Origin of the sequence: Pseudomonas idahonensis (assembly GCF_037903935.1) — a bacterium.
GTDB lineage: Bacteria > Pseudomonadota > Gammaproteobacteria > Pseudomonadales > Pseudomonadaceae > Aquipseudomonas > Aquipseudomonas danubii.
On sequence record NZ_CP149586.1, the window covers coordinates 153,606 to 177,025 of the forward strand.

A 23,420-nucleotide genomic window follows, 5' to 3' on the forward strand; every position below is an offset into this window, starting at 1 on the left:
AGCCAAGAGTGTCCAGCGTGGAACCAGAAGTCAGTCGTGTGCAACTCAGTCATGATCCGCGCGGCATGCATGACGACCCCCTGCTGGATGGGCTGCTGACCCTTTGCTTCCTGCATCAGAAGCCCGCCAGTGCGGCCATGCTGACCACGGGTCTGCCATTGCCGTCACAGCGCTTGAGCGCCGAGCTGCTGCCCCGTGCGGCGGCCCGGGCCGGGCTGCAGGGGCGCGTTTTACGTCGCAAGCTCGAGCAGATTCCGACCATCGCGATGCCCGCCCTGCTATTGCTCAAGGACGGCCGCAGCGCAGTGCTTCTGGGCTGGCAAGGTGAGGACCAGGCACGGCTGCTGCTCAGCGAAAGCGACGGCGGTGAAGTCTGCGTCAATCGCCAGCTACTGGCCGACGACTACAGCGGCCAGGTGTTCTTTGCCCAGCCCCAGCACAAGTTCGACGTCAATCACGGATCGCTGATTCCCCGGGCCCGCTCCTGGTTCCGCGACACCCTCAAGCGTTCGCGCTGGTTGTATGCCGACGCCATCGCCGCGAGCCTGCTGATCAACATCATCGCCATGGCCGCGCCGCTGTTCGTGATGAATGTCTACGACCGGGTAGTCCCCAACCAGACCACCTCGACCCTGTGGGTGCTGTCCATTGGCATCATGGGCGCCTACATTTTCGACCTGATCCTCAAGAGTCTGCGCAGCCTGTGCCTGGACCTGGCGGGGAAAAAGACCGACCTGATCATTTCCGCCACGCTGTTCGAGCGCATCGTCGGCATGGCCATGAAGTACCGCCCGGCTCGGGTCGGTAGCTTCGCCCAGAACATCCATGAGTTTCAGAGCCTGCGGGATTTTCTCGCGTCCCTGACCCTCACCAGTCTTATTGACCTGCCGTTCACCCTGCTGATCTTCCTGGTGATCGCCATCTTGGGCGGCCACCTGGTGTGGATTCCGGTGCTGGCGTTCCCCATCGCCCTGGGTATCGGCTACGCCTTGCAGAAGCCCCTGGTGGCGACCATGGAGAAAACCATGGCCCTGGGTGCCGAGCGTCAGTCGAGCCTGATCGAAACCCTGGCCGGGCTGGACGCGGTCAAGGTCAACAACGCCGAAAGCGAGCGTCAGTATCAATGGGAGCAGACCATTGGCACCCTCAGCCGCCTGGAACTGCGGGTAAAGATGCTCTCCAGCCTGGCGATGAACATCACCTTGCTGATCCAGCAACTGGCCGGGGTGATCATGATCATCTTCGGCGTGTACCAGATCATCGACGGCAACCTCAGCATGGGCGGGCTGATCGCTTGCTACATGCTCAGCGGCCGGGCCCTGAGCCCGCTGGCCTCGCTGTCCGGCTTGCTGACCCGCTACCAGCAGGCCCGCGTCACCATGACCTCGGTGGACCAGATGATGGAGCTGCCCCAGGAGCGCAATTTCGACGAGCGTCCCCTGAGCCGCAGCGTGCTGCAGGGCGCCATCGAATGCCGGCTGTTGAATTTCACCTACCCGGGGCAGCAGAACCCGGCGCTGAAGAACATCAATCTGGTGATCAAGCCAGGCGAGAAGGTCGGCATCATCGGCCGCAGCGGCTCGGGCAAAAGCTCCCTGGCCAAGCTGCTGGTAGGGCTTTACCAGCCCGATTCCGGTGCCTTGCTGGTGGACGGCGTGGACATCCGCCAGATCGATGTCAGCGAGTTGCGCCATAACATTGGCTACGTGCCTCAGGACATCCAGCTGCTGGCCGGCACCCTGCGGGACAACCTGACCTCCGGTGCCCGCTACGTTGAAGACGAGCTGGTGCTGCAAGCCGCCGAACTGGCGGGGGTTCACGAATTTGCCCGGCTGCACCCGCAAGGCTATGAACTGCAGGTGGGCGAGCGTGGACAGAACCTGTCCGGTGGCCAGCGTCAGAACGTCGCCCTGGCCCGTGCCCTGTTGCTCAACCCGCAGATCCTGTTGCTCGACGAGCCCACCAGCGCCATGGACAACACCGGTGAAGAACGCCTGAAGCAGCGCCTGGAGTCAGTGGTGCAGAACAAGACCGTGGTCCTGGTTACTCACCGGGCGTCGCTGTTGTCGCTGGTGGATCGGTTGTTGGTGGTGGACCGTGGACAGATCCTGGCCGATGGCCCGAAAGCGGTGGTGATGGAAGCGTTGAAGAAGGGGCAGATCAGTGTTGCTTAAGTCGGGATTCAAGGACTCGATCCGCCGCTATTTCAAAGGCACCGATTCTCTTCAGGGGCAGCCGCTGCCTGAGGTCAACAAGGCCCTGATCGAAGATGCGCCTCGGGTCATTCGCCTGACCATCTGGGGCATCATCGCGTTCTTCCTGTTCCTGGTGCTGTGGGCCAACTTCGCGGTCATCGACGAAGTGACCAAGGGCGAGGGCAAGGCCATTCCGTCGTCCAAGGTGCAGAAGATCCAGAACCTGGAAGGCGGCATTGTCTCCGAGCTGTACGTCAAGGAAGGCCAGGTGGTGGAGGCCGGAGCGCCGCTGATCCGCCTGGATGACACGCGCTTCCAGTCCAACGTCGGCGAGACCGAGACTGTGCGCCTGTCCATGTTGCTGCGGGTCGAGCGCCTGAGCGCCGAGGTCGATGACCGGGCGCTGAATTTCCCCGAGGACGTGCTCAAGGAAGTCCCCGGCCAGGCCGCCAGCGAAAAGTCCCTCTATGAAAGTCGTCGCCAGCAACTGCATGACGAAATTGGCGGCCTCCAGGAACAGCTGATCCAGAAGCAACAGGAGCTGCGCGAGTTCACCTCCAAGCAGGCTCAGTACCGTCAGCAGCTGGGTTTGCAACGCCAGGAAATTGCCATGTCCGAGCCTTTGGTGGCCCAGGGCGCGGTATCACCGGTGGAAGTGCTGCGGCTCAAGCGTGCCGAAGTGGAAACCCGCGGCCAGCTGGACGCCACCACCCTGGCGATTCCCCGTGCCGAATCGGCGATCAAGGAAGTGCAGCGCAAGATCGATGAAACCCGCGGCAAGTTCCGCAGCGAGGCCCTGACCCAGCTCAACGAGGCGCGCACCGAACTGAACAAGGCCAGCGCCACCGGCAAGGCCCTGGAAGACCGGGTCAGCCGGACCCTGGTCACCTCGCCGGTGCGCGGTATCGTCAAGCAACTGATGGTCAACACCATCGGTGGCGTGATCCAGCCGGGCAGCGACATGGTGGAGATCGTGCCCCTGGACGACACCCTGTTGGTGGAAGCCAAGATCCGTCCCCAGGACATCGCGTTCCTGCACCCGGGGCAGGAAGCGATCGTCAAGTTCAGCGCCTATGACTACACCATCTACGGCGGCCTCAAGGCCCGCCTGGAGCAGATCGGTGCCGACACCATCACCGACGAAGACAAGAAAACCACCTATTACATGATCAAGCTGCGTACCGACCGCAGCCACCTGGGCACCGATGAAAAACCGCTGCTGATCATCCCCGGGATGGTCGCCTCGGTGGACATCATCACTGGCAAGAAGAGCATCCTCAGCTACCTGCTCAAGCCGATCATCCGCGCCCGCGCTGAAGCCCTGCACGAGCGCTGATCCGTGAAAAAAACGACCTTGCCAGCCTTGTAGGAGCTGGCTGCCAGCGAAGGGGCCCGTGAGAGCGCCTTCGCCGGCAAGCCGGCTCCTACAGTTCGTCTCATCGAGCCGTCGACAGCGCAGCGGCCCCAGGTATCGCGTCGCTCGAATCAACATATCGTTATTCGCTAACGGTATTTAAATTCGCTTTCTTATATCTATAAAGTCGACTCCCTGCGTACCTGCCGACCAATCGGCGCGCCGCACGAAATGAACCCACACGGGATCTCCGTGAGTTTCTGATCGACGCGCGCGCCCTGGGCGCGCCTGCGCGGGAGTTTTAAGTCATGTCTGCATCAGCCAGTGCCGCGCCTATCGCTGCACAAGCCTTCGAAATCCGTCCCTTCAGCGGCGCCGTGGGCGCCGAGATTATCGGCCTGGACCTGTCCCGGCCGGTCAATGACCAGGACTTCGCCCGCATCCACCGCGCCCATCTGGATCACCACGTGGTGGTGTTCCGCGACCAGCGCATCAGCCCCCAACAACAGATCGCCTTCAGCCGCCGCTTCGGCGTGCTGCAGATCCATGTGCTCAAGCAGTTCCTGCTGGCCGGGCACCCGGAAATCCTCATCGTTTCCAACATCATCGAGAACGGCCAGTCCATTGGCTTGGGGGATGCCGGCAAGTTCTGGCACTCGGACCTGTCCTACAAGGAACTGCCGAGCCTGGGCTCGATGCTGCACGCCCAGGAATTGCCGGCCGAAGGTGGCGACACCCTGTTCGCCGACATGCACAAAGCCTGGGACACCCTGCCGGAGGCCCTGCGCAAGGCGGTGCAGGGCCGCAGCGCCGCCCACTCCTACACGGCCCGCTACAGCGAGACCAAGTTCGAGGGCAACTGGCGCCCGACCCTGACCCCGGAGCAACTGGCCCAGGTTGCCGAGGTGGTGCACCCCATCGTCCGCACCCACCCGGAAAGCGGCCGCAAGGCCTTGTTCGTCAGCGAGGGGTTCACCACCCGCATCGTCGGCCTGCCGGAAGACGAAAGCGCCCAATTGCTGGCCGAGCTGTACGCCCACAGCGTGCTGCCGGACAACGTCTACCGCCACCAATGGCAGCCCCACGACCTGGTGTTCTGGGACAACCGCTCGCTGATCCACCTGGCCGCCGGTTGCCCGAGTCACCTGCGCCGCAAGCTGTATCGCACCACCATCCAGGGCGACGCCCCTTACTGATCGGCCGGCACGGCAGGAGAATCATCATGTCCTTATCCATTCCCTTCATTCCCCGCCTCGGCAAGCTGGCCACGGCCATCGGCCTGGGTTTCAGTCTGCTGGCCGGCAGCCTGGTGGCGCCCGCCGCCGCCCAGGCCGAAGGCCAGATCCGCATCGCCGAACAGTTCGGCATCGTCTACCTGTTGCTCAACGTGGTGCGTGACCAGAACCTGATCGAAAAGCACGGCAAGCAAGAGGGCATCGACATCAAGGTCGACTGGACCCAGCTGTCCGGCGGCGCAGCGGTCAACGACGCGTTGCTGTCGGGCTCCATCGACATTGCCGGAGCCGGCGTCGGCCCGCTGTTGACCATCTGGGACCGCACCCACGGCCGGCAGAACGTCAAGGCCGTGGCGTCCCTGGGCAACTTCCCTTACTACCTGGTGAGCAACAATCCCCAGGTCAAGACCATCGCCGACTTCACCGAGAAGGACCGCATCGCGGTGCCGGCGGTGGGCGTCTCGGTGCAGTCGCGCTTCCTGCAATACGCCGCGGCCAAGCAATGGGGCGACCAGGAATTCAATCGCCTGGATAAGTACACCATCGCCGTGCCGCACCCGGACGCCACCGCCGCGCTGATTGCCGGCGGCACCGAGCTGACCGGGCACTTCTCCAACCCGCCGTTCCAGGATCAGGCCCTGGAGAACCCCAATGTGCACGTGGTGCTCAACACCTACGACCTGCTGGGCCCGAACTCGCCAACGGTGCTGTTCGCCACCGAAAAATTCCGCAACGACAACCCGAAAACCTACAAGGCCTTCGTCGAAGCCCTGGCTGAAGCTGCCGAGTTCGCCCAGAACGACAAGGGCGCGGCCGCCGACACTTACATTCGTGTGACCAAGGCCAAGATCGACCGCGCCGCGCTGCTGAAGATCATCGACAACCCGCAGTTCGAATTCAGCGTGACGCCGAAAAACACCTACCCGCTGGCGGAGTTCCTGCACCGGGTCGGCGCCATCAAGAACAAGCCGCAGTCGTGGAAGGACTACTTCTTCCAGGATGCCAAACCGCTGCAAGGGAGCTGATGGCCATGAACGCCCCCTTGCCAGGCCACACGGCCAGCAACCTCACCGCCATCGCCGAGACGCTGTTGGCGGTGGATCAAGTCAGCCTGGAATACCGCACCCCGCAGCGCGTGGTGCGGGCCACCCACCGGGTGAGTTTCGAAGTTGATCCAGCCGATCGTTTTGTCCTGCTGGGGCCTTCGGGCTGCGGCAAGTCGACCCTGCTCAAGGCGGTGGCCGGGTTCATCCAGCCTTGCGAGGGCGAGATTCGCCTGCAGGGGCGGCGAGTCAGTCAGCCTGGGCCGGATCGCATCGTGGTGTTCCAGGAGTTCGACCAGCTACCGCCCTGGAAAACCGTGAAGCAGAACGTGATGTTTCCCTTGCTGGCGTCGAAAACCCTCGGCCGCCGCGAGGCCGAAGAGCGCGCCCTGCACTATCTGGCCAAGGTCGGCCTGGCGGCTTTCGCCGATGCCTATCCACACACCTTGTCCGGTGGCATGAAGGCTCGGGTGGCGATTGCCCGGGCCTTGGCCATGCAGCCGAAGATCCTGCTGATGGACGAGCCCTTCGCGGCCCTCGACGCCCTGACCCGGCGCAAGATGCAGGAGGAGTTGCTGCTGCTCTGGGAGGAAGTGCGCTTCACCTTGCTGTTCGTCACTCACTCCATCGAGGAGGCGCTGGTGGTGGGCAATCGCATCCTTTTGCTGTCGCCGCATCCGGGGCGGGTGCGGGCGGAAGTCCACAGCCACCAGTACGACCTGCAAAGCCTGGGCGGCGTAGCTTTTCAGCAGACGGCGCAGCGTATTCATCGCTTGCTGTTCGATGAAGGCCAGGGGCCTGACACCGAAACCCAGCTGGATTTCGCCGATATCCGTATCGCCTATTGAGCCGTCAGGCCACCGTTGAACGAGGAACGCCCGATGAGCCAGTCATCCCCCGTGCGCGAAGAATACGAAGTTGTCCTGCAACCCTTGCTGCAAGTCCCGCTGGAACGAGAGCTGCCCCTGGGCCAGCGACTCTGGCAACAGGGCTGGCTGCGCAAGGGCCTGATCCTGATCCTTTTGGCGCTGCTGTGGGAAGCCGTGGCCCGCTACCAGAACAATGACCTGCTGCTGCCCAGCTTTGTGCAGACCGCCAGCGCTCTTTACCAGGGCCTGCTCAGCGGCGAATTGCTGGGCAAGGTGGGCATCTCCCTGGTGGTGCTGCTCAAGGGCTACCTGATCGGTATCGTCCTGGCGTTCGCCCTGACCACCTTGGCGGTCTCGACCCAGTTTGGCCGTGACCTGCTGAGTAGCTTGACCTCGATGTTCAACCCGTTGCCGGCCATTGCCCTGCTGCCTCTGGCGCTGCTGTGGTTCGGCCTGGGGCAGAACAGCCTGATTTTCGTGCTGGTGCATTCGGTGCTCTGGGCCCTGGCCCTGAACACTTACGCCGGGTTTCTCGGCGTCTCGGAAACCCTGCGCATGGCCGGGCGCAACTACGGCCTCAAGGGCCTGCGCCTGGTGCTGTTCATCCTGATCCCGGCGGCGCTGCCGTCGATCCTGGCCGGGCTGAAGATCGGCTGGGCCTTCGCCTGGCGCACCCTGATCGCTGCTGAGTTGGTGTTCGGCGCCACCAGCGGCAAGGGCGGCCTGGGCTGGTACATCTTCCAGAACCGCAACGAGCTGTACACCGACAAGGTCTTTGCCGGGCTGGCGGTGGTGATCCTCATCGGCCTGTTGGTGGAGAACCTGATCTTCGACACTCTGGAGCGCATCACGGTGAAACGTTGGGGCATGCAACGCTGAGCTACCTCGTCCGCAGCCCCTCCGACTGTAGGAGCTGGCTTGCCAGCGAAGGCGTCCTCAAGGGCGATGCAAGGTTTGAAGGCCCATTCGCCGGCAAGCCGGCTGCTACGCGGGCAGTGGGTTCGCGGGTAAGGATTGATCTCTCTCATTTTCCTCGGCGCCAAGCCTGCTAGCATTGCGTCTGGATCATCCCTGATCAGTCATGAGTGCTCAGCATGCAACTCCCGGATATGAACCTTCTGGTCGCCCTCGATGCCCTGCTGGACGAGGGCAGCGTAGTCGGCGCCGCACGACGCATGAACCTCAGCCCAGCGGCGATGAGCCGGACCCTGACGCGGATTCGCGAAGCCCTGGGCGACCCGGTGCTGGTGCGTGCCGGGCGTGGCCTGGTGCCCACCCCCAAGGCCCTGGAGCTGCGCAGCCAGGTGCGTGATCTGGTGGAGCAGGCGGCGCTGCTGTTTCGCTCGGCGGACCAGGTCGACCTGTTGTCGTTGCGGCGGCGCTTCAATGTACGCGCCAACGACTTTTTCGTCGGCGTCTATGGCGGTCGCCTCATCGACACCCTGGAGCGTCAGGCGCCTTTGTGCGAGCTGCGCTTTGTGCCGGAAGGCGATGGCGATGACGAGGCCCTGCGGGAGGGGCGGATCGACCTGCGGATCAGCAACACCCGGCCCCTGACCCCGGAAGTGAAGGTGCAGAACCTGTTCACCACGGCCTTTGTCGGCCTGGTGCGTGAAGGCCATCCATTGTTGGACGAAGACATTACCGCCGAGCGTTTTGCCGCGTTTCCCCATATCAGCATGTCGCGTCGAGGCATTGCCCGTGGACCGATCGATACGGCGCTGGCGGAGCTGGGCCTGGAGCGTCGAGTGCCGCTGATTGCCCCGGGCTTTCACGCCGCCATGTTCATGCTGCCGGATTCGGACCTGATCCTGCCGGTGCCCCAGGAAACATTGCTCAGCGTCTCGCGCCTGGGCCTGCGCCTGCGCTCCTTTGTCCTGCCGATTTCCCTGCCGACCCTGGTCCTGACCCAGGCCTGGCACCCGCGCTACGACAAGGACCCGGCGCACAAATGGTTCCGCGAAACCCTGCGCAGCTCCTGCCAGGCCACCTGGCAAGAAGCCCAGCCGGCCTCTTCGTAGGAGCCGGCTTGCCGGCGAAAGCGATCTTGATGGCCTCTTCGCTGGCAAGCCAGCTCCTACGGTCAATAGGGTTAATTGTTGCGTTTGGTGCACTTATAAAGTGTCGATAAGTCAGTTTTCGTCAGTGCTGGCTGTTCATAAACTGCTCTGGTTTTCTTGTCTGGAGCAGTATTTCCATGAGTTCTCTCGCTGTCGCTGCGCCCGCTTCGGTTGAAGCCGCCAGCAAGCCGGCAGCCATTGCCCCACCGGTCTTCGGACCGCGAATCATCATCGGCCTGGTGGGTGTGCTGCTGGTGGTGCTGGTTTCCGGTCTCAACGACATGGTGACCAAGATCGCCCTGGCGGATATCCGCGGCGCGTTGTTCATCGGATTCGACGAAGGCACCTGGCTGGTGGCGTGCTACTCCGCCACCTCGGTGGCGGCCATGGCTTTCGCGCCCTGGTGCTCGGTGACCTTTTCCCTGCGGCGTTTCACCCTCTGCGCCATTGCGCTGTTCACCCTGCTGGCGGTGCTGTGCCCCTTCGCCCCCAACTACCAGAGCCTGTTGCTGCTGCGCACTCTGCAAGGCCTGGCCGGAGGCGCGCTGCCGCCGATGCTGATGACCGTGGCCCTGCGGTTCCTGCCGGCCAACGTCAAGCTCTACGGCTTGGCCGGCTATGCCCTGACCGCCACCTTCGGCCCGAGCCTGGGCACGCCCCTGGCGGCACTGTGGACCGAGTACGTGGGCTGGCGCTGGGCCTTCTGGCAGGTGGTGGCGCCCTGTCTGCTGGCCATGGCGGCGGTGGCTTACGGCCTGCCTCAGGACCCGTTGCGTCTGGAGCGTTGCAAGCAGTTCAACTGGCGTGGGCTGCTGTTGGGCTTCCCGGCGATCTGCATGCTGGTGATCGGCATCCTTCAGGGCAATCGCCTGGACTGGTTCGAGTCGCCGCTGATCAGTGTGCTGCTGGTCGGCGGGCTGGTGTTGCTGGTGCTGTTCATGATCAACGAATGGTCGCAGCCGATTCCCTTCTTCAAGCTGCAGATGCTCGGCATCCGCAACCTGTCCTTCGCCCTGCTGACCCTGGCCGGGGTGCTGGTGGTATTGACCGCAGTGATCATCATCCCGTCGGCCTACCTGGCTCAGGTCCAGGGCTATCGACCGTTGCAGACCGCCCCGGTGATGCTGGTGATGGCCTTGCCGCAACTGCTGGCCCTGCCCCTGGTGGCGGCCCTGTGCAACCTGCGCTGGGTCGACTGCCGCTGGGTGCTGGGGATCGGCCTGGGCATGCTGGTGCTGTCTTGCCTGGGGGGCACGCACCTGACCTCGGCCTGGATTCGTGACGATTTCTATGGGCTGCAATTGCTGCAGGTCTTCGGCCAGCCGATGGCGGTGATGCCGTTGCTGATGCTGTCCACCGGCTGCATCACGCCGGTGGAGGGGCCCTTTGCTTCGGCCTGGTTCAACACCGTGAAAGGCCTGGCGGCGGTGGTCGCCACCGGGGTGCTGGATGTGCTCACCACCCACCGTTTGCATTTCCACTCGACGATGTTGGTGGACCGCCTGGGCAATTCGCCCCTGGTGGACGACCGGGTGCCCGGGCTGGCCCAGCGCCTGCACCAGCAAGCCTTGGTGCTGACCTCCGCCGATCTGTATTTCTGCATGGCAGGGGTGGCCGCTGCGCTGATCCTGCTGATTTTCTGGCTGCCGACGCGGATCTATCCACCGCGGGCGCCCACTTGAACGAGAAGGTTTTTATGACGATCCAGAGCAAAGACAAAATCGCCGTCGCCGTGGCGACGGTAGCGGCCCTTGGCGTGCTGGCCTACCTGGTGATGCCGGGCCTGTTCGGCCGCTCCAGCGAGCAGAGCACCAACGACGCCTTCATCGCCGCCGACTACACCCTGGTGGCGCCGCGGGTGGCCGGGTTCATCAAGGAAGTGCTGGTGGAGGACAACCAGCAGGTCAAGGCCGGGCAACTGCTGGCGCTGATCGATGACCGTGACCTGCGGGCCGCGGCCCAGGCGGCGGATGCCGAAACCCTGGTGGCCCAGGCCCAGTTGCAGAACGCCCGGGCCACCCTGGACCGGCAGAGTTCGGTGATTGCCCAGGCCCGGGCGGCCTTGAGCGCGGCCCAGGCCGAGCGTGCCTTTGCCGAGCATGAGCTGAACCGCTACAACCACCTGGCCGGGGTCGGCGCCGGTACGGTGCAGAACGCCCAGCAAGCCAGGACCCGCATCGACCAGGCCAGTGCCCGCGTGGCCACCGCCACCGCGGCCCTGGCGGCGGAACGCAAGCAGGTGGAAATCCTCACCGCCCAGCGCGACGCCGCCGAAGGCAGCCTGAAGCGGGCCCAGGCAGCCCTGGAAATGGCCAGCTACGAGCTGTCCTACACGCGCATCGTCGCCCCGGTGGACGGCATGGTCGGCGAGCGCGCGGTACGGGTTGGCGCCTATGTCACTCCCGGCAGCAAGATCCTCGCCGTGGTGCCCTTGCAGCAGGCCTATGTGCTGGCCAACTTCCAGGAAACCCAGCTCACCGCCATGCACGCCGGGCAGGCGGTCGAAGTCCGGGTCGACAGCCTGGGCGGCGAAACCCTGCATGGCCGCGTCGAGAGTCTGGCCCCGGCCACCGGCGTGACCTTCGCCGCAGTCAAGCCGGACAACGCCACCGGCAACTTCACCAAGGTGGTGCAGCGCATTCCGGTGAAGATTCTCCTGGACCCCAACCAGCCCATGGCCGAGCGCCTGCGGGTCGGCATGTCGGTGGAAGCCAGCGTGGACACCCACAGCTCCACCACCCGTGCCCGCGAGGTGACCCAGCGATGAGTATCGAGCGGCAGATCCAAGAGAGTTCGTTGCCAAGGCACCTTTCGTGGCGCCCTGCATTGCTGGTGCTGAGCCTGCTGGCGCTGGGCGCCTGCAGCGTCGGCCCGGATTTCCAGCGGCCCCAGGCGACTCAGGTCCAGGCCTGGTCGGCCCCTGCACAGGCCGCCGCCAGCCAGGCGGTGGACAGTGCCATGCAGGAGCGCTGGTGGGAGGTGTTCAACGATCCGCAACTGTCGGCCCTGAGTCGCCGCGCCCTGAGCGACAACCTCGACCTGCAACTGGCCAGCAGTCGCTTGCAGCAAAGCCGCGCGGCACGCCTGGTGATCACCGCCGAGCGCTACCCAAGCACGGCGGCCAATGGCGGCTACGGGCGCAAGCGCAACAGTGGCGAAGGCTTGAGCGACCCCTCGGGGAACAACGGCAAGTCAGCCTTCAATCTCTGGGAAGCGGGTTTTTCCGCCGCCTGGGAGTTGGATCTGTGGGGCCGGGTCCGGCGCGAGACCGAGGCCGCCGACGCGACCCTGGAAGTGGCGGAGAACGACCGGCGCGGGGTGCTGCTGTCGGTGCTGGCGGAGGTCGCTCAGGACTACATCCAACTGCGTGGCGTGCAGAGCACCCGAGCCGTTACCGAGCAGAACCTCGAGGTTGCCCGGCGCAGTCTGAAACTCTCGCAACTGCGCCTGGCCGATGGCGTGGCCACTGACCTGGATGTGGCCGAAGCGGCGGCCCAGGTTGCGACCATCGAGGCCCGGCTGCCGGAGTTGCAGCAGCGTCAGGCGCAGTTGATCAACGCCCTGAGCCTGCTGCTGGGCGAGCCGCCCCAGGCCCTGCACCAGGTGTTGGCCAGTGACGCGCCGGTGCCCCAACCCCCGAGCCAAGTGGCCATCGGCCTGCCGTCGCAGTTGGCCGAACGCCGCCCCGATATCCGCCAGGCCGAGGCACGGCTGCATGCCGCGACGGCCAGCATCGGCGTGGCCAAGGGGGATTTCTATCCGCGCATTACCTTGTCCGGCAACTTCGGTTCCCAGGCCCTGCAATTGGCAGATTTTGGTTCCTGGAGCTCCCGCCAGTTCGGCATCGGCCCGCAGTTCAGCCTGCCGCTGTTCGACGGTGGTCGTTTGCGCGGCATGCTCCAGTTGCGCGAGGCCCAGCAGCAGGAAGCGGCCCTGGCCTATCAGCAGACTGTGCTGCGGGCCTGGCACGAAATCGACGACCAGTTGACCCGCTACAACGCCAGCCAGCTGCGCCGCGACAGCCTGGCCGAAGCGGTGCGGCAAAATCAGATCGCCTTGCGTACCGCGCAGCAGCAATACGTCGAAGGAGTGGTGGATTTCGTCAACGTCCTGACCGTGCAGGGCGCCTTGCTGGCCACCCAGGAGCAACTGGTGGAAAGCTCAGCGGGGGTGTCCCTGTCCATGGTCGGTTTGTACAAGGCGCTGGGGGGAGGCTGGGAGTCGGTGTATCCGCTGCACGCCGCCAGTCAGGGGCACTGAAAGCCTTTTTGCCTGGATTGAGAAAAAAGTGTAATGATAATTGCTCTCAATCATGTGTGCAGTTTCATTCATGGAAGCAACCACTGACGGTAACGCCCAGCTCCATCGTCTGTATCGAGATCATCACGGTTGGCTGCAGAGCTGGTTGCGCAAGCGCCTGGGCGATCGCGAGCATGCGGCGGACGTGGCGCAGGACACTTTCCTGCGCCTGTTGCTGTCGGGGCGCTTTCCCGGGCACCAGGAAAGCCGCAGTTACCTGGCGCAGATCGCGCGCAATCTGGTGATCGACCAGTGGCGCCGGTTGCGCATCGAGCGCGCCTACCTGGAAAGCATCGCCCACCTGCCGGAACCCCAGACGCCCTCCCTGGAAAGCCGCGCACTGATCCTCGAAACCTTGATGCAGATCGACGCCATGCTCGATCGCATGCCGGACAAGGTGCGCCAGGCCTTTGTCATGTCGCAGTTCGAAGGGCTGGGTTATGCCCAGATTGCCGAGCGCCTGGAGGTTTCTGTCAGTTCGGTGCAGAAGTACATGATCCGTGCGATCCAGGCCTGCTATCAGGTGCTTTACGAAGAATGAAGGCGCATCAGGCACCCATTGCTCCCGCCATCGTCGAGCAGGCCAGTGAATGGCTGATGCTGCATTGGGGTGGGGAGCTCGATGCGCAGCAGCGCGAGGCGTTCGTGGCCTGGCAACAGGCTGACTCCGAACACCAGCGGGCCTGGCAGCGCTTGCAGCAACTGCAACAAACCCTGGGCGGGGTGCCGGAGCACAGTGCCCATGTGCTGCTGGCGCAGGCCCCGGACCCGCAACGACGTGCGGCGCTGAAACTGTTGGGCTTGCTGTTGGTGGCCGGGGGCAGCGGTTACCTGGTCCAGGACAGCCAGCCTTGGCGGGCGGCCTTTGCCGGGCAGCGTACGGCCACCGGAGAAATTCGCCACCTGACCCTGAGCGACGGCAGTCGCCTGGACCTCAACAGCGCCAGCGCCGTCGACCTGCTGTTCAGTGCCAGTGAGCGGCGCATCCGTCTGATCCAGGGCGAGCTCCTGCTCACCAGCGGGCATGATGCCTCGCGGCCGCTGATCGTCGAAACCGCCGCCGGAGACATCCAGGCCCTGGGCACGCGCTTTGCCGTGCGCGAGCTGGACGGCGGCACCCGGGTCGATCTCTACGAAGGTGCGCTGCGGGTCAGTCCCCGGCATGCCCCGGCCCTGCAACTCAAGGCCGGCGAGCGCCTGTGGTTCAGCGCCGGGCGGGTTTCGGCGCGGCAAGTGGCCGAGGTCAATGCCAGCAGCTGGAGCCAGGGCCGGCTGATTGCCGAACGCCAGCCCCTGGGGCAGTTCGTCACCGAGCTGGCGCGTTATCGCCCGGGGCTGTTGCGTTGTGACGAGCAGGTGGCCGGCCTGTTGCTCACCGGAGTCTTCCCCCTGGCGGACAGCGATGCGGTTCTCGCGGCCCTGGAACGTTCGTTGCCAGTGCGGGCGCACGCGGTGACCCGCTACTGGGTGACCCTCAAGCCGCGGGACTGATTGCAAATAATTCTTCTGCGCGATTGTCGATTCTGCCGAGCTGTCCGGGATACCCCATGAAAGCCGATCAAGACGCATTCTCATGGGGAGTTCAGGAATGCCTTACCAGACCACAGCATCCATTTTGACCCTGGGCACCGCTGCCCGCCGCCGCGCCTTTGTCGCGCTGCTGGCCATGGCCCCGGTGTTGCCGGGCATGGCCCAGGCCGACAGCGGCAGCCAGAGCCAGGCGCGGGACTACCAGATTGCCGCCGGCAATCTCGATCAGGTCCTGAATCGTTTCGCCAGTGCCGCGGGGATTCTCCTGTCGGTGGATGCGAGCATGACGGCCGGCAAGCACAGTGCCGGCCTGCATGGGCGCTACGAGGTCGCACAGGGCCTGCAGACGTTGCTCGCTGGCAGTGGTTTGCAGGCGGTGCAGACCGGGGCCAGTTGGGGCTTGCAACCTTTGGCCGAGAACGGCGCGCTGCAACTGGCGCCGACCCGGATCGGCGCCACGCAGATGACCGAGGATGCCTGGGGCGCGGTGCCGGGAATCGTCGCCAAACGCAGCGCCACCGGGAGCAAGACCGACTCGGCGCTGGTGGAGATTCCGCAGACCATCAACGTGATCGGCGCCAAGGAAATCAAGGCCCGCGGCGCCCAAAGCGTGACCGAAGCGCTGCTCTACACCCCGGGCATGACCGGCGGTGGTTTTTCCGACCGGGTGAAGATTTTCGACGAACCCACCTCCCGCGGTTTTTCCCCGACGCCGATGTACCTCGATGGCCTGCACTTGCCCTACGGCGGCGGCAGTACCGGCGGTGCCCTGCAGATCGAGCCCTATGCCCTGGAGCGCATCGAAGTGCTCAAGGGCCCGGCTTCGGTGCTCTACGGGCAGAACCAGCCGGGCGGCATCGTCAACATGGTCAGCAAGCGGCCCACCGAAACCCCCTTGCATCAGCTGGTGCTGGAAGCCGGCAGCTATGACCACAAGAGCGTCGCCCTGGACCTGGGCGGCCCGCTGGATGAGCAGGGGCAGTTCCTCTATCGCCTGACCGGGCTGGCCAGCGACAGCCAGGACGCCGTCGATTACGTCCAGCGTCAGCGCCAGTTCATCGCCCCGAGCCTGACCTGGCGGCCCGATGACGACACCCAGCTGACGCTGTTCGCCCAGTACCAGAAGGACAATGACGTACCCGAGGCCCAGGGCCTGCCCAGCGTGGGCACGGTGTTCGCCAACCCCAATGGCAAGATCGACCGCGACCTGTTCCTCGGCGAGCCCGGGGTCAATGCCTACGACCGCGACCAGTTCGTCCTCGGCTACGAGTTCTCCCATCGCCTGAACGATGTCTGGACCCTGAAGCAGAACGCCCGCTACGCCGACGTCGATGACCGCTACCGCGCGCCGCTGCACGGCTACAAGTTCGTCAGCAATCCCAAGACCGGCCTCAACGACCAGCGCTACATGACCCGTTATGGTGTGGATTGGAAGCAGCACAACAAGGTCTATGGCGTGGATAGCATCGCCCAGGCCGAGTTCGACACCGGGCCTTTCAGTCACACCTTGGTGATGGGACTGGACTACTACCACTCCAACTCCAAGTTTCACGGCAAGTACGACTACAACCCGCCGATCCTCGACATGTTCACCCCCACTTACGGCCAGTCGCTGAATTTCGGCAACCCTTACCAGTGGGACAACACCATCATCCAGACCGGCCTGTATGTGCAGGACCAGATCAAGTACGAGAAGTGGGTGCTGGTGCTGGGCGGTCGCAACGACTGGGCGGAAACCGATAACAAGACGCCGCTCAACGGTGGTCATACCAACGCCAAGAGCCAGTCCTTCACCGGGCGCGGCGGGCTGGTGTACCTGTTCGACAATGGCCTGGCGCCCTTTGTCAGCTATTCGGAATCCTTCCTGCCCTTGAGTGGCACCAGCGTCGGGGGCAGCGCTTTCGAGCCGTCCAGCGGCAAGCAGTACGAAGTGGGGATGAAATACCAGCCGCCGGGCCAGGAGAGTTTCGTCCAGGTGTCGGCCTACCAGCTGGATCAGGAGAACATCCTGACCTCCGACCTGGCCAACCCCGGGTTCAGCATCCAGAGTGGCGCGGTGCGTTCCCGTGGCATCGAGCTGGAAGCCAAGGCCAGCCTCAGCGAATCGCTGGACGTGATTGCCTCGGCGTCACGCAACGACGTCAAGTACACCAAGGACAACGACGGGCGCGAAGGGCGTCACCCGGCCGGCATGCCGCCGCTGACCGCCTCGCTGTGGCTCAACTACACGATCCTTGGCGACACGCCGCTGGCGGGCCTGGGCGCAGGCGTCGGCACCCGCTACGTCAAGGGCAGCTATGGCACCGATTACGACGGCGCCTTCCAGATCCCGTCCTACACCGTGTACGACGCCAGCCTGAGCTACGACCTGGAAAAATCGCCGCTGCAATGGAAGGGCGTGAAGCTGGCGCTGAACGTGAAGAACCTCACCGACAAGACCTACGTCGCCAAGTGCACCAGCATCTGGGACTGCTACTACGGTGAGGGGCGGACCATGGTGTCGAGTTTGACCTATGACTGGTAAGGGTCCATCAGGCTGATGAGCTGGAGCGTTGTGCGCTTTTGGCTTTTGCCGGCGCAGGCTTGCCAGCAAAGGTGTCCGCCAGACCGCCTTGTTCTCAAGGATTCTGCAAAAACACCACATAGCCCCTGAACCAGGGGCTATCGCGCAGCGCCTGGGGCTCCTGCCAGTCACCGCCCTGGATCAGGCCGACCTTGTAGGGCAGGCCCATGCGGTCCAGGCGCGGCAGGTAGCTGGCGTAGTTGGGGATGCTGCGGCGGCCCTGGTAGGTCTGCACCACCACTTCATCCACCACGCCCTTGAGTTGGCCGATGGCTTGCGGGTCGGCGTTGCTGCCCCAGTCCATCAGGCCGGTGATGCTCAGGCGGTAGTGCGCCGGTAGGCGCTGGCGCAGGTCGCGCAGGAAGCTCGCGTAGCGTTCGAGGTCGCGGGTGCTGCTGTCGAAGTCGATCTGGATGCCCATCACCGCGGTGCCCGTGGCATGCCAGCGCTGCACTTGGCCAAGCAATTGGCTATACAGCGACTCCGGCCAGGCCAGGGTGTGGGCGCGGTAGACCACCCAGACCTGCTCCTGGGGCAGTTGCGACACCGGCAGGCCCTGGGCGATGAGCTGGACGCCGCTGGCCGGATGGCGCCGCGAACGGCTGATCTGGCCCTGGAGGATGTACAGGGTCTTGGCCTGGGCCAGCACGGGCTGGGTCTTGACTCCACTCCACAGCCAGAAGGCGTCGTATTGCGCCGCGTCTACGGTGGCGCCTGCTGGTGCTGCCCAGTACAGGCACAGTGACAGCAGGCAGCCGGCCAGGCGTTTTGGATTCACCAGTAGTAACGCAGCGACTGGCCCCATTGGGTGTCCCCCAACTTGCCCTTGAGCTGGCGGAACCAGGCCTTGCGCACGGCCGGCTCGACGCCGGCACCGCCACAACGGTTGTTGCCGGAGGAGGCGTAGCAGTAGATGGCTCGGTACAGGGCGTAGGCGCGTTCGTCACGGCTGGCCTTGGGGTTGTTGATTACCACTTGATAGCCGTCGAGTCGCGAGAACGGCTTGCCGGGGAAGGTGTCCTGGGTGCCACCCAGGGACTGGGCGTTCGGTGGCGTGTCCAGGGGCATCTGGTCGAAGTTGTTCAGGCGCATGAACTCGCCGAGGCAGAGCAGCCCGGCCGGCGCTTTCGGGTCTCGCTCAAGGAGCGCGGCCGTCTCCACCAGGCTCGGGCAGCGGTAGTCCGGCTGTTCCCCTTCAGGCTGGGGACCATTCCAGTGGAAGTCGCGCAGTGGCGGCGTATCGAGGTAGATGTAGCCCAGGCTGGCGCCAAGGCTATCGTCGGGCAGGCTGGGCGGCAGTTGCTCGTAGTCTTGGCCGAAGGCCGCGTACTGGCCGCGAGTCAGGTCCTTGTACAGCAGGATAAAGCGCGCGGCGTTGCGCTCCGCTGGCGAGTCGGCCTGCTGGGCCTGCTGGCGCAGCAGTTTGGGCGAGGCCACCTGGCGCAGGAGAATGGCGCGCACCTGGGCGGTCTTGATCGGCGAGTCGGCGGCGAACACCTTGGCCAGTTGCCCGCTGCGCTCGTAGGTGTAGGCCAGGGCCAGTTCCAGCTGTTCGCGTTGCAGCGGTTGCTGGGCCAGGGGCAGCAGTTGCAGCCACAGCGCCTCGGCGCCTTTCCAGTCCTGTTGGGCCAGCAGGGCCAGGCCGCGCAGGGTCTGCTGGCTGAAGCTCAGGTAGTCCAGTTGCGTCGGCAGTTGGCTGGGCAGTTGCTTGAGCGCCGCCGCCGGTTGCTGTTCGACATACAGGCTGAAAGCGGCCTGGAGGTAGTCGAACAGCGCCGGCTGGCTGGCGAACAGGGCCTTCTGCTGTTGCAGGGCGTCCCGGGTCAGAGGCGCCGATGGCGCGTCGCGCATGCGCATCAGGTCCTTGACCGCCAGCAGCAGAGGGGCCTTGAAGTTGTCTTCGGGCAGGCTCAGCAGTTTGTAGTCGACTTCTTCCACCAAGTCGTCCAGAGGCATGTTGCGCGGGGTGCCGGGTGCCTGGGTCAGTTGCTCGGCGTAGTCGTCGGCCAGGGCCTGGGTGTCGCCCGTCAGCCAGTGCACACGGCGGATCAGGCCTTTGGCAGATACGGCGTAACGGCCCTGTGGATAAGTCTTCAGGTAGTCCTCGAAACCGGCGCCGGCCTGTTGCAGGACGGCTTTGTCCACATGCTCCAGATTGACCATGCTCCATTCATCGAAGGCGTTCTGCTGGGCCAGGTTGAGCAGGGTGCGCGGGCTCATGTAGGCCGCGGTTTCGGCCAGCCAGGGCTGGGGATTGTCCTTGAGCGCGGCAAAACCGTTGCCGGCTTCGCTGAAGCGGCCGCTGTAGAAGTCGGCGGCGGCCTGCAGGTAGCGGGCGAACGCCTTGGCCGCCGCCGAGTTCAGGTTGCCCGGCAGCAGCTTGCTCATTTCGCTGGCGTTCCAGTAGCAGCTGGCCAGCAGTTGCACCCGGGCCTCGGCCAGGGCCTGGCGTTCTTCCGGGCTCAGCTGCGCCTGGTTGAGCTGCTCGACAAACGCCAGGGCACTGGCGTCCGAGTTGCTGCGGCAGCGGCTGCCTTCTCCGGAGAGAAAGCCGTCGCCGGCGGTTTTCTGGTTGGCGCGACGCAGGCCCACGGCCTGCAGCAGGCTGTCGAGCTGCTCGGTGGCGGGCGAGGGGCCGGGTTTGGGTGGGTTGCCAGTGGCGGGGTCGAGCTCGGGCTGTGCCGGGTGCAGGCGATAGTGCATGAAGGGCACGGGACCGTAGCCCATGCCTAGTTCATCCTGAATCAGAGGCCGGGGCGTCAGGGGCAGGCTGCCCTGGTCGGCCAGCAGCAGCCGCAGGTTGACCCGGCTGTCGTTGCCCGGGCTGAGAAAGGGCAGGTTGCTGCAACTGTCCAACTGGTTGGCGTAGAGCTTCCAGGTCGGTGAGCAGATGTCGTCCGAGCTGGCCTGGGCCAGGGCGGCAAACAAGGTGCCCAGGGCCAGGGTCAATGATGGAAGAAGACCGATACGCATGAATTGTCCTTAATTCGCAAAGCCGCGAGGGAGCACCTTGAAGATGGGCGAATCATACAGAAGGCCAGGAGGCACACCTATGCAGCCAGCGAAGATTCCGATGTTTTCCAACGGCTGTCGGGCCTGTATGGGCTTTGCGGTTTTCCAGGCAAAAGAAGATGCTGTGCCGGTCATTGCAGCCACGTCTTGCGGGTGAGGGGAGCTGGGAATGGAATTTCGCAAAGCGCCGGATCTGGTCGGGCGTTTGTCGCCGCAGACGATGATGCAGCAGGGCGCTGGGCTGCAGCGGGCGGCCCGGCGGGTGCTGGAATACGGGTTGCTGCCGATCTTGCTGCTGGCCGCCGGCATCCGCTTCTATGACCTGACGGCGGCCGCCATCTGGGGCGACGAGGGTTCCAGTCTGTTGCTCAGCCAGTATTCCCTGATAGAGATCTGGCGGCATGCCGCTCGCGATGTCCACCCGCCGCTGTATTTCATGCTGCTGCATGGCTGGATCGCACTGTTTGGCGACGGCATTTTGTCGGTGCGAATGTTCAGCGCCGTGCCGGGGATTGTCACGGTGGGGTTGGGTGTCTGGCTGGTGGCGCTGCTGGCAGGCCGACGAGCGGCGATTCTCGCCGGGGTGCTCCTGGCGTTGCTGCCCACTGCCGTGCGCTACAGCCAGGAAGTGCGCATGTATGCCCTGCTGGGCATGTTGCTGCTGGGGGCAAGCCTGGCCCTGGCGTACTGGGTACGCCAGCCTCGGCGCCGGCGCTACCTGCTGATCTACAGCCTGTTGTTGGCGCTGGCGTTCTACACCCATTACTTCACGGTGCTCTGTGTTCTGGCCCATTGGCTGTACCTGGCGCTATCGGGCGCCCGGGGCGAGGACGGTCGGCGGTTGCTTGGTCGGCCGGTCTGGTGGCTGGCCAATACCCTGGTGGTGCTGTTGTACCTGCCCTGGGTTCCCGAGCTGCTGGAGCTGCTGCGGCACCTGGACGAGTTGAAGGCCGGTGGCGATGTGGGCTGGGAACCTGCGGTGACCTGGTCGTCCCTGCCGGCCATGGTCTGGCAGCTGTTGCTCCAGGACGAAGGCGATAGCCTGCCCTGGCCGCTGTTCGTGGGGTTGCCGCTGCTGATGCTGCTGGTCTGCCTGGTGCCCGTGTGGCGTGACGACTCGCGGCCCCGGCTGGGCGGGCTGCTGACGAGTTTTACCCTGGTGCCGCTGTTGCTGGTGTTTGCGGTGTCGTTCATTTCCCCGGTGTTCATCGAACGCTACCTGACGGCCTATGCCCTGGGCCTGCCGTTGATCGTGGCAATGGTCATCGACCGCTGGCTGCGCACCGCGCGACTGCTGGCCCTGGCCCTGTTGTTGGTCTTCGTGGGGATCGAAGCCCAGGGGCTGCGAAACAACACCGATGTCGACGTCAACGACCAGATCAGCGTGATGGTGGATTACGTCAACACCCACTACGCCCCGGGCGACCGCATCGTCATCAGCGACATGCTCTGGTACTTGAGCTACGTCTACTACAACCGCACCGATGCTCAGCCGTTGCTGTACACGCCGCCGTTGCCAGGGGGCGCCTCCGGCAGGCCGAACGCCTATGGTTTCGGCACCCTGATCGACCAACCGGATGAGGTCTACCTGGATCAACTGGGCTCGTTGCCGGTGGGCAGCGGTCGGGTCTGGCTGGTGGGTACCGACGATCAACCCGAGGAGTTCGCGCCCTTGCCGGCCGGCTGGCACACAGTCAGCGAGTTCGCCGCAGGCAGCACCCGGGCCCGACTGTTTGTCATGTGCGCCTCTGTGGCAGCGCTATGCAGCTCGCGCTGAGTGCGTTGAATGCCGTTCGGAAGTTGCGCGGTGCGGCAACCCTGGCCCGACCTAGACTCATTTGAGGGAACGTCAACCTGCCGCCTCGAACCGGTTTCGGGGCACCGAGGTGCATCATGCGTATGGCAAGAACCGTGCAACGCAGCCTGGAGCTGGCGCATTGCGAATTTGACCTGATAACTCACCCTCACTCGGCCAGCAGTCTGGAGACCGCACGTGTGGCGGGGGTTCCCGCGCAGCGGCTGGCCAAGTCGGTGATTCTCGACGATCACCACGGTCACTACCTGATGGCGGTATTGCCCGCCAGCCGTCATCTGGATTTGAGCAAGGTCCGCGGCAGCGGTGAATGGCAGATCACCCGGGAAAGCACCCTGGCCCATCTGTTCAACGACTGCGAGCGCGGCGCGGTGCCGGCCCTTGGCGAATCCTACGGCCTGGATGTCTTCATCGACCCCTGCCTGACCCGGCAGAAAGACATCTATCTGGAGGCCGGCAATCACCACAACCTGGTGCACATGAGCATGGCTGAGTATCTGAAAATGGTGCCCCACGCTCAGGTTTGCGAAGTGTCTCACTGATCAGGAGTCAGACCATGGAATCACCGACCCACAATCTGCCGGCGCTGTTCAAGCAACTGGGGCTGGCTGATGACCCGGTGAGCATCGATCGATTCATCGCTACCCATTCCCCGCTGAAACCGGAGTTGCACCTGGCGGACGCGTTCTTCTGGAGCAAGAGCCAGGCGGATTTCCTGCGCACGGAACTGCTCGACGATGCGGACTGGGCGGAGGTGGTGGATCAGTTGGATGTGCTGTTGCGCAGGGGGCGAGGGGGCTAGCTCAGCGGTGGCCATTGGCGAGAAGTGTGTACCAGGGTCAGTATCCAGATCCTGTCTTGGTCGATCTGATAGACCAAGCGATAGCTGGGGTGGGGAATCAGCTCGCGGGTTCCGACCACCAGCCCCACAGATCCGATATGTGGATTGAGGATCAGGTGTTCGACGCAGTCGCTAAAGCGCCTGTCCATCTCAACGGCCGCCCTTGGGTTGAGGGCGTACAGGTAATCCCAGATGTCCGAGCGGTCCTTCACGGCTTCTGGAACCCAGGCGATGTTCATTCGAGCCTCGATGCCTTGGCGCGTCTGGCAGCGAACTCGGCTTCTATGTCTTCATGGCTGTGCCCGCGTTGAGCTTCCACCGAGGCTCGGGCGAGCTTAATTTTCTGCTGCAAAAATGCCTCGTACTCCCGGGATTCGTGCTGCTTCTGGACGAAATCGCGCATCATTTCGCGAATGATCTGCGAGGCCGGACGGTGGCAGGCTTGTGCTTCCGCCATGAACTGATCCCGCAGTTCAGTTTCGAGTTTCATGGTAAAGACGGCGTGCTTTGGCATGAGCGTTCTCCGCAAAAAGTCATGAAAAAGTATATACCTTTTCAGTATCTGCTCTGGCTGGAAGCGGATCAGCAGGATGCTTGGGCTGGGTA

General features: G+C 64.2%; 20 protein-coding genes. 16 read left to right on the forward strand and 4 right to left on the reverse strand.

Going from position 1 to position 23,420, the window contains the following annotated elements; translation table 11 throughout:
• Nucleotides 1-17 precede the first annotated feature (17 nt).
• The 13 genes from WIN67_RS00670 (at nt 18) to WIN67_RS00730 (ending at nt 17,109) form a co-directional block, all read left to right on the forward strand.
• Nucleotides 18-2,174, forward strand: a complete 2,157-nt coding sequence (locus tag WIN67_RS00670) for a type I secretion system permease/ATPase (RefSeq protein WP_102882663.1) — start codon at nt 18-20, stop codon at nt 2,172-2,174.
• Nucleotides 2,164-3,531, forward strand: coding sequence for an HlyD family type I secretion periplasmic adaptor subunit (locus WIN67_RS00675; RefSeq protein WP_102862544.1), 1,368 nt, complete (start codon nt 2,164-2,166; stop codon nt 3,529-3,531). The genes WIN67_RS00670 and WIN67_RS00675 overlap by 11 nt, the downstream gene beginning before the upstream one ends.
• A 326-nt stretch (nt 3,532-3,857) precedes the next feature.
• The gene (locus WIN67_RS00680; RefSeq protein WP_339070478.1) at nt 3,858-4,745 is read left to right on the forward strand and encodes a TauD/TfdA family dioxygenase; all 888 of its coding nucleotides are present in this window, start codon (nt 3,858-3,860) and stop codon (nt 4,743-4,745) included.
• Between the two features lie 26 nt (nt 4,746-4,771).
• The gene (locus WIN67_RS00685) at nt 4,772-5,809 is read left to right on the forward strand and encodes an ABC transporter substrate-binding protein (protein WP_422394646.1); all 1,038 of its coding nucleotides are present in this window, start codon (nt 4,772-4,774) and stop codon (nt 5,807-5,809) included.
• A gap of 5 nt (nt 5,810-5,814) precedes the next feature.
• Nucleotides 5,815-6,675 (forward strand): ABC transporter ATP-binding protein, encoded by an 861-nt coding sequence (locus WIN67_RS00690; RefSeq protein ID WP_268561967.1) that lies wholly within the window; start codon nt 5,815-5,817, stop codon nt 6,673-6,675.
• Nucleotides 6,676-6,708: 33 nt separating this feature from the next.
• On the forward strand, nt 6,709-7,575 hold the full coding sequence (locus tag WIN67_RS00695; protein WP_339070479.1) for an ABC transporter permease: 867 nt from the start codon (nt 6,709-6,711) through the stop codon (nt 7,573-7,575).
• 215 nt (nt 7,576-7,790) lie between these two features.
• Entirely contained in the window at nt 7,791-8,717 is a 927-nt protein-coding gene (locus WIN67_RS00700; RefSeq protein ID WP_110651274.1) for a LysR family transcriptional regulator, read from the forward strand.
• Nucleotides 8,718-8,893: 176 nt separating this feature from the next.
• Nucleotides 8,894-10,438 (forward strand): MFS transporter, encoded by a 1,545-nt coding sequence (locus WIN67_RS00705; RefSeq protein ID WP_306400344.1) that lies wholly within the window; start codon nt 8,894-8,896, stop codon nt 10,436-10,438.
• Nucleotides 10,439-10,452: 14 nt separating this feature from the next.
• The gene (locus WIN67_RS00710; protein ID WP_339070480.1) at nt 10,453-11,523 is read left to right on the forward strand and encodes an HlyD family secretion protein; all 1,071 of its coding nucleotides are present in this window, start codon (nt 10,453-10,455) and stop codon (nt 11,521-11,523) included.
• Entirely contained in the window at nt 11,520-13,016 is a 1,497-nt protein-coding gene (locus WIN67_RS00715; RefSeq protein WP_339070481.1) for an efflux transporter outer membrane subunit, read from the forward strand. The genes WIN67_RS00710 and WIN67_RS00715 overlap by 4 nt, the downstream gene beginning before the upstream one ends.
• Nucleotides 13,017-13,086: 70 nt before the next feature.
• Nucleotides 13,087-13,596, forward strand: a complete 510-nt coding sequence (locus WIN67_RS00720; RefSeq protein WP_102882666.1) for a sigma-70 family RNA polymerase sigma factor — start codon at nt 13,087-13,089, stop codon at nt 13,594-13,596.
• Nucleotides 13,593-14,546 carry a FecR domain-containing protein gene (locus tag WIN67_RS00725; protein ID WP_110597170.1) on the forward strand — a complete coding sequence of 318 codons (954 nt, stop codon included), beginning with the start codon at nt 13,593-13,595 and terminating at the stop codon, nt 14,544-14,546. Before WIN67_RS00720 ends, WIN67_RS00725 begins: the two co-directional genes overlap by 4 nt.
• 97 nt (nt 14,547-14,643) lie before the next feature.
• The gene (locus tag WIN67_RS00730; RefSeq protein WP_339070482.1) at nt 14,644-17,109 is read left to right on the forward strand and encodes a TonB-dependent siderophore receptor; all 2,466 of its coding nucleotides are present in this window, start codon (nt 14,644-14,646) and stop codon (nt 17,107-17,109) included.
• A 94-nt stretch (nt 17,110-17,203) separates the two neighbouring features.
• Here WIN67_RS00730 and WIN67_RS00735 read toward each other — a convergent pair whose 3' ends face one another.
• Together WIN67_RS00735 and WIN67_RS00740 are read right to left on the reverse strand one after the other, a co-directional pair.
• Nucleotides 17,204-17,953: a DUF3142 domain-containing protein gene (locus WIN67_RS00735; protein ID WP_170002503.1), complete on the reverse strand. Its 750-nt coding sequence runs from the start codon at nt 17,951-17,953 to the stop codon at nt 17,204-17,206.
• Entirely contained in the window at nt 17,923-20,121 is a 2,199-nt protein-coding gene (locus WIN67_RS00740) for an outer membrane assembly lipoprotein YfiO (protein WP_339070483.1), read from the reverse strand. The genes WIN67_RS00735 and WIN67_RS00740 overlap by 31 nt, the downstream gene beginning before the upstream one ends.
• A gap of 208 nt (nt 20,122-20,329) precedes the next feature.
• Here WIN67_RS00740 and WIN67_RS00745 point away from each other — a divergent pair, with 208 nt between their 5' ends.
• From WIN67_RS00745 to WIN67_RS00755, 3 genes are all read left to right on the forward strand, one after another.
• Nucleotides 20,330-21,937, forward strand: coding sequence for a glycosyltransferase family 39 protein (locus WIN67_RS00745; RefSeq protein ID WP_422394648.1), 1,608 nt, complete (start codon nt 20,330-20,332; stop codon nt 21,935-21,937).
• Nucleotides 21,938-22,053: 116 nt separating this feature from the next.
• Complete coding sequence (locus WIN67_RS00750) at nt 22,054-22,515, forward strand: YbaK/EbsC family protein (protein ID WP_339070484.1); 462 nt, start codon at nt 22,054-22,056, stop codon at nt 22,513-22,515.
• Between the two features lie 14 nt (nt 22,516-22,529).
• Nucleotides 22,530-22,775 (forward strand): DUF2789 domain-containing protein, encoded by a 246-nt coding sequence (locus WIN67_RS00755; protein ID WP_102882673.1) that lies wholly within the window; start codon nt 22,530-22,532, stop codon nt 22,773-22,775.
• Here the strand turns inward: WIN67_RS00755 and WIN67_RS00760 are convergent.
• On the reverse strand, nt 22,772-23,053 hold the full coding sequence (locus WIN67_RS00760; RefSeq protein ID WP_102882674.1) for a type II toxin-antitoxin system RelE/ParE family toxin: 282 nt from the start codon (nt 23,051-23,053) through the stop codon (nt 22,772-22,774). The two genes, WIN67_RS00755 and WIN67_RS00760, sit on opposite strands and share 4 nt — an antisense overlap.
• Nucleotides 23,050-23,328 (reverse strand): antitoxin of toxin-antitoxin stability system, encoded by a 279-nt coding sequence (locus tag WIN67_RS00765; protein ID WP_102882675.1) that lies wholly within the window; start codon nt 23,326-23,328, stop codon nt 23,050-23,052. The genes WIN67_RS00760 and WIN67_RS00765 overlap by 4 nt, the downstream gene beginning before the upstream one ends.
• Nucleotides 23,329-23,420: the final 92 nt, after the last annotated feature.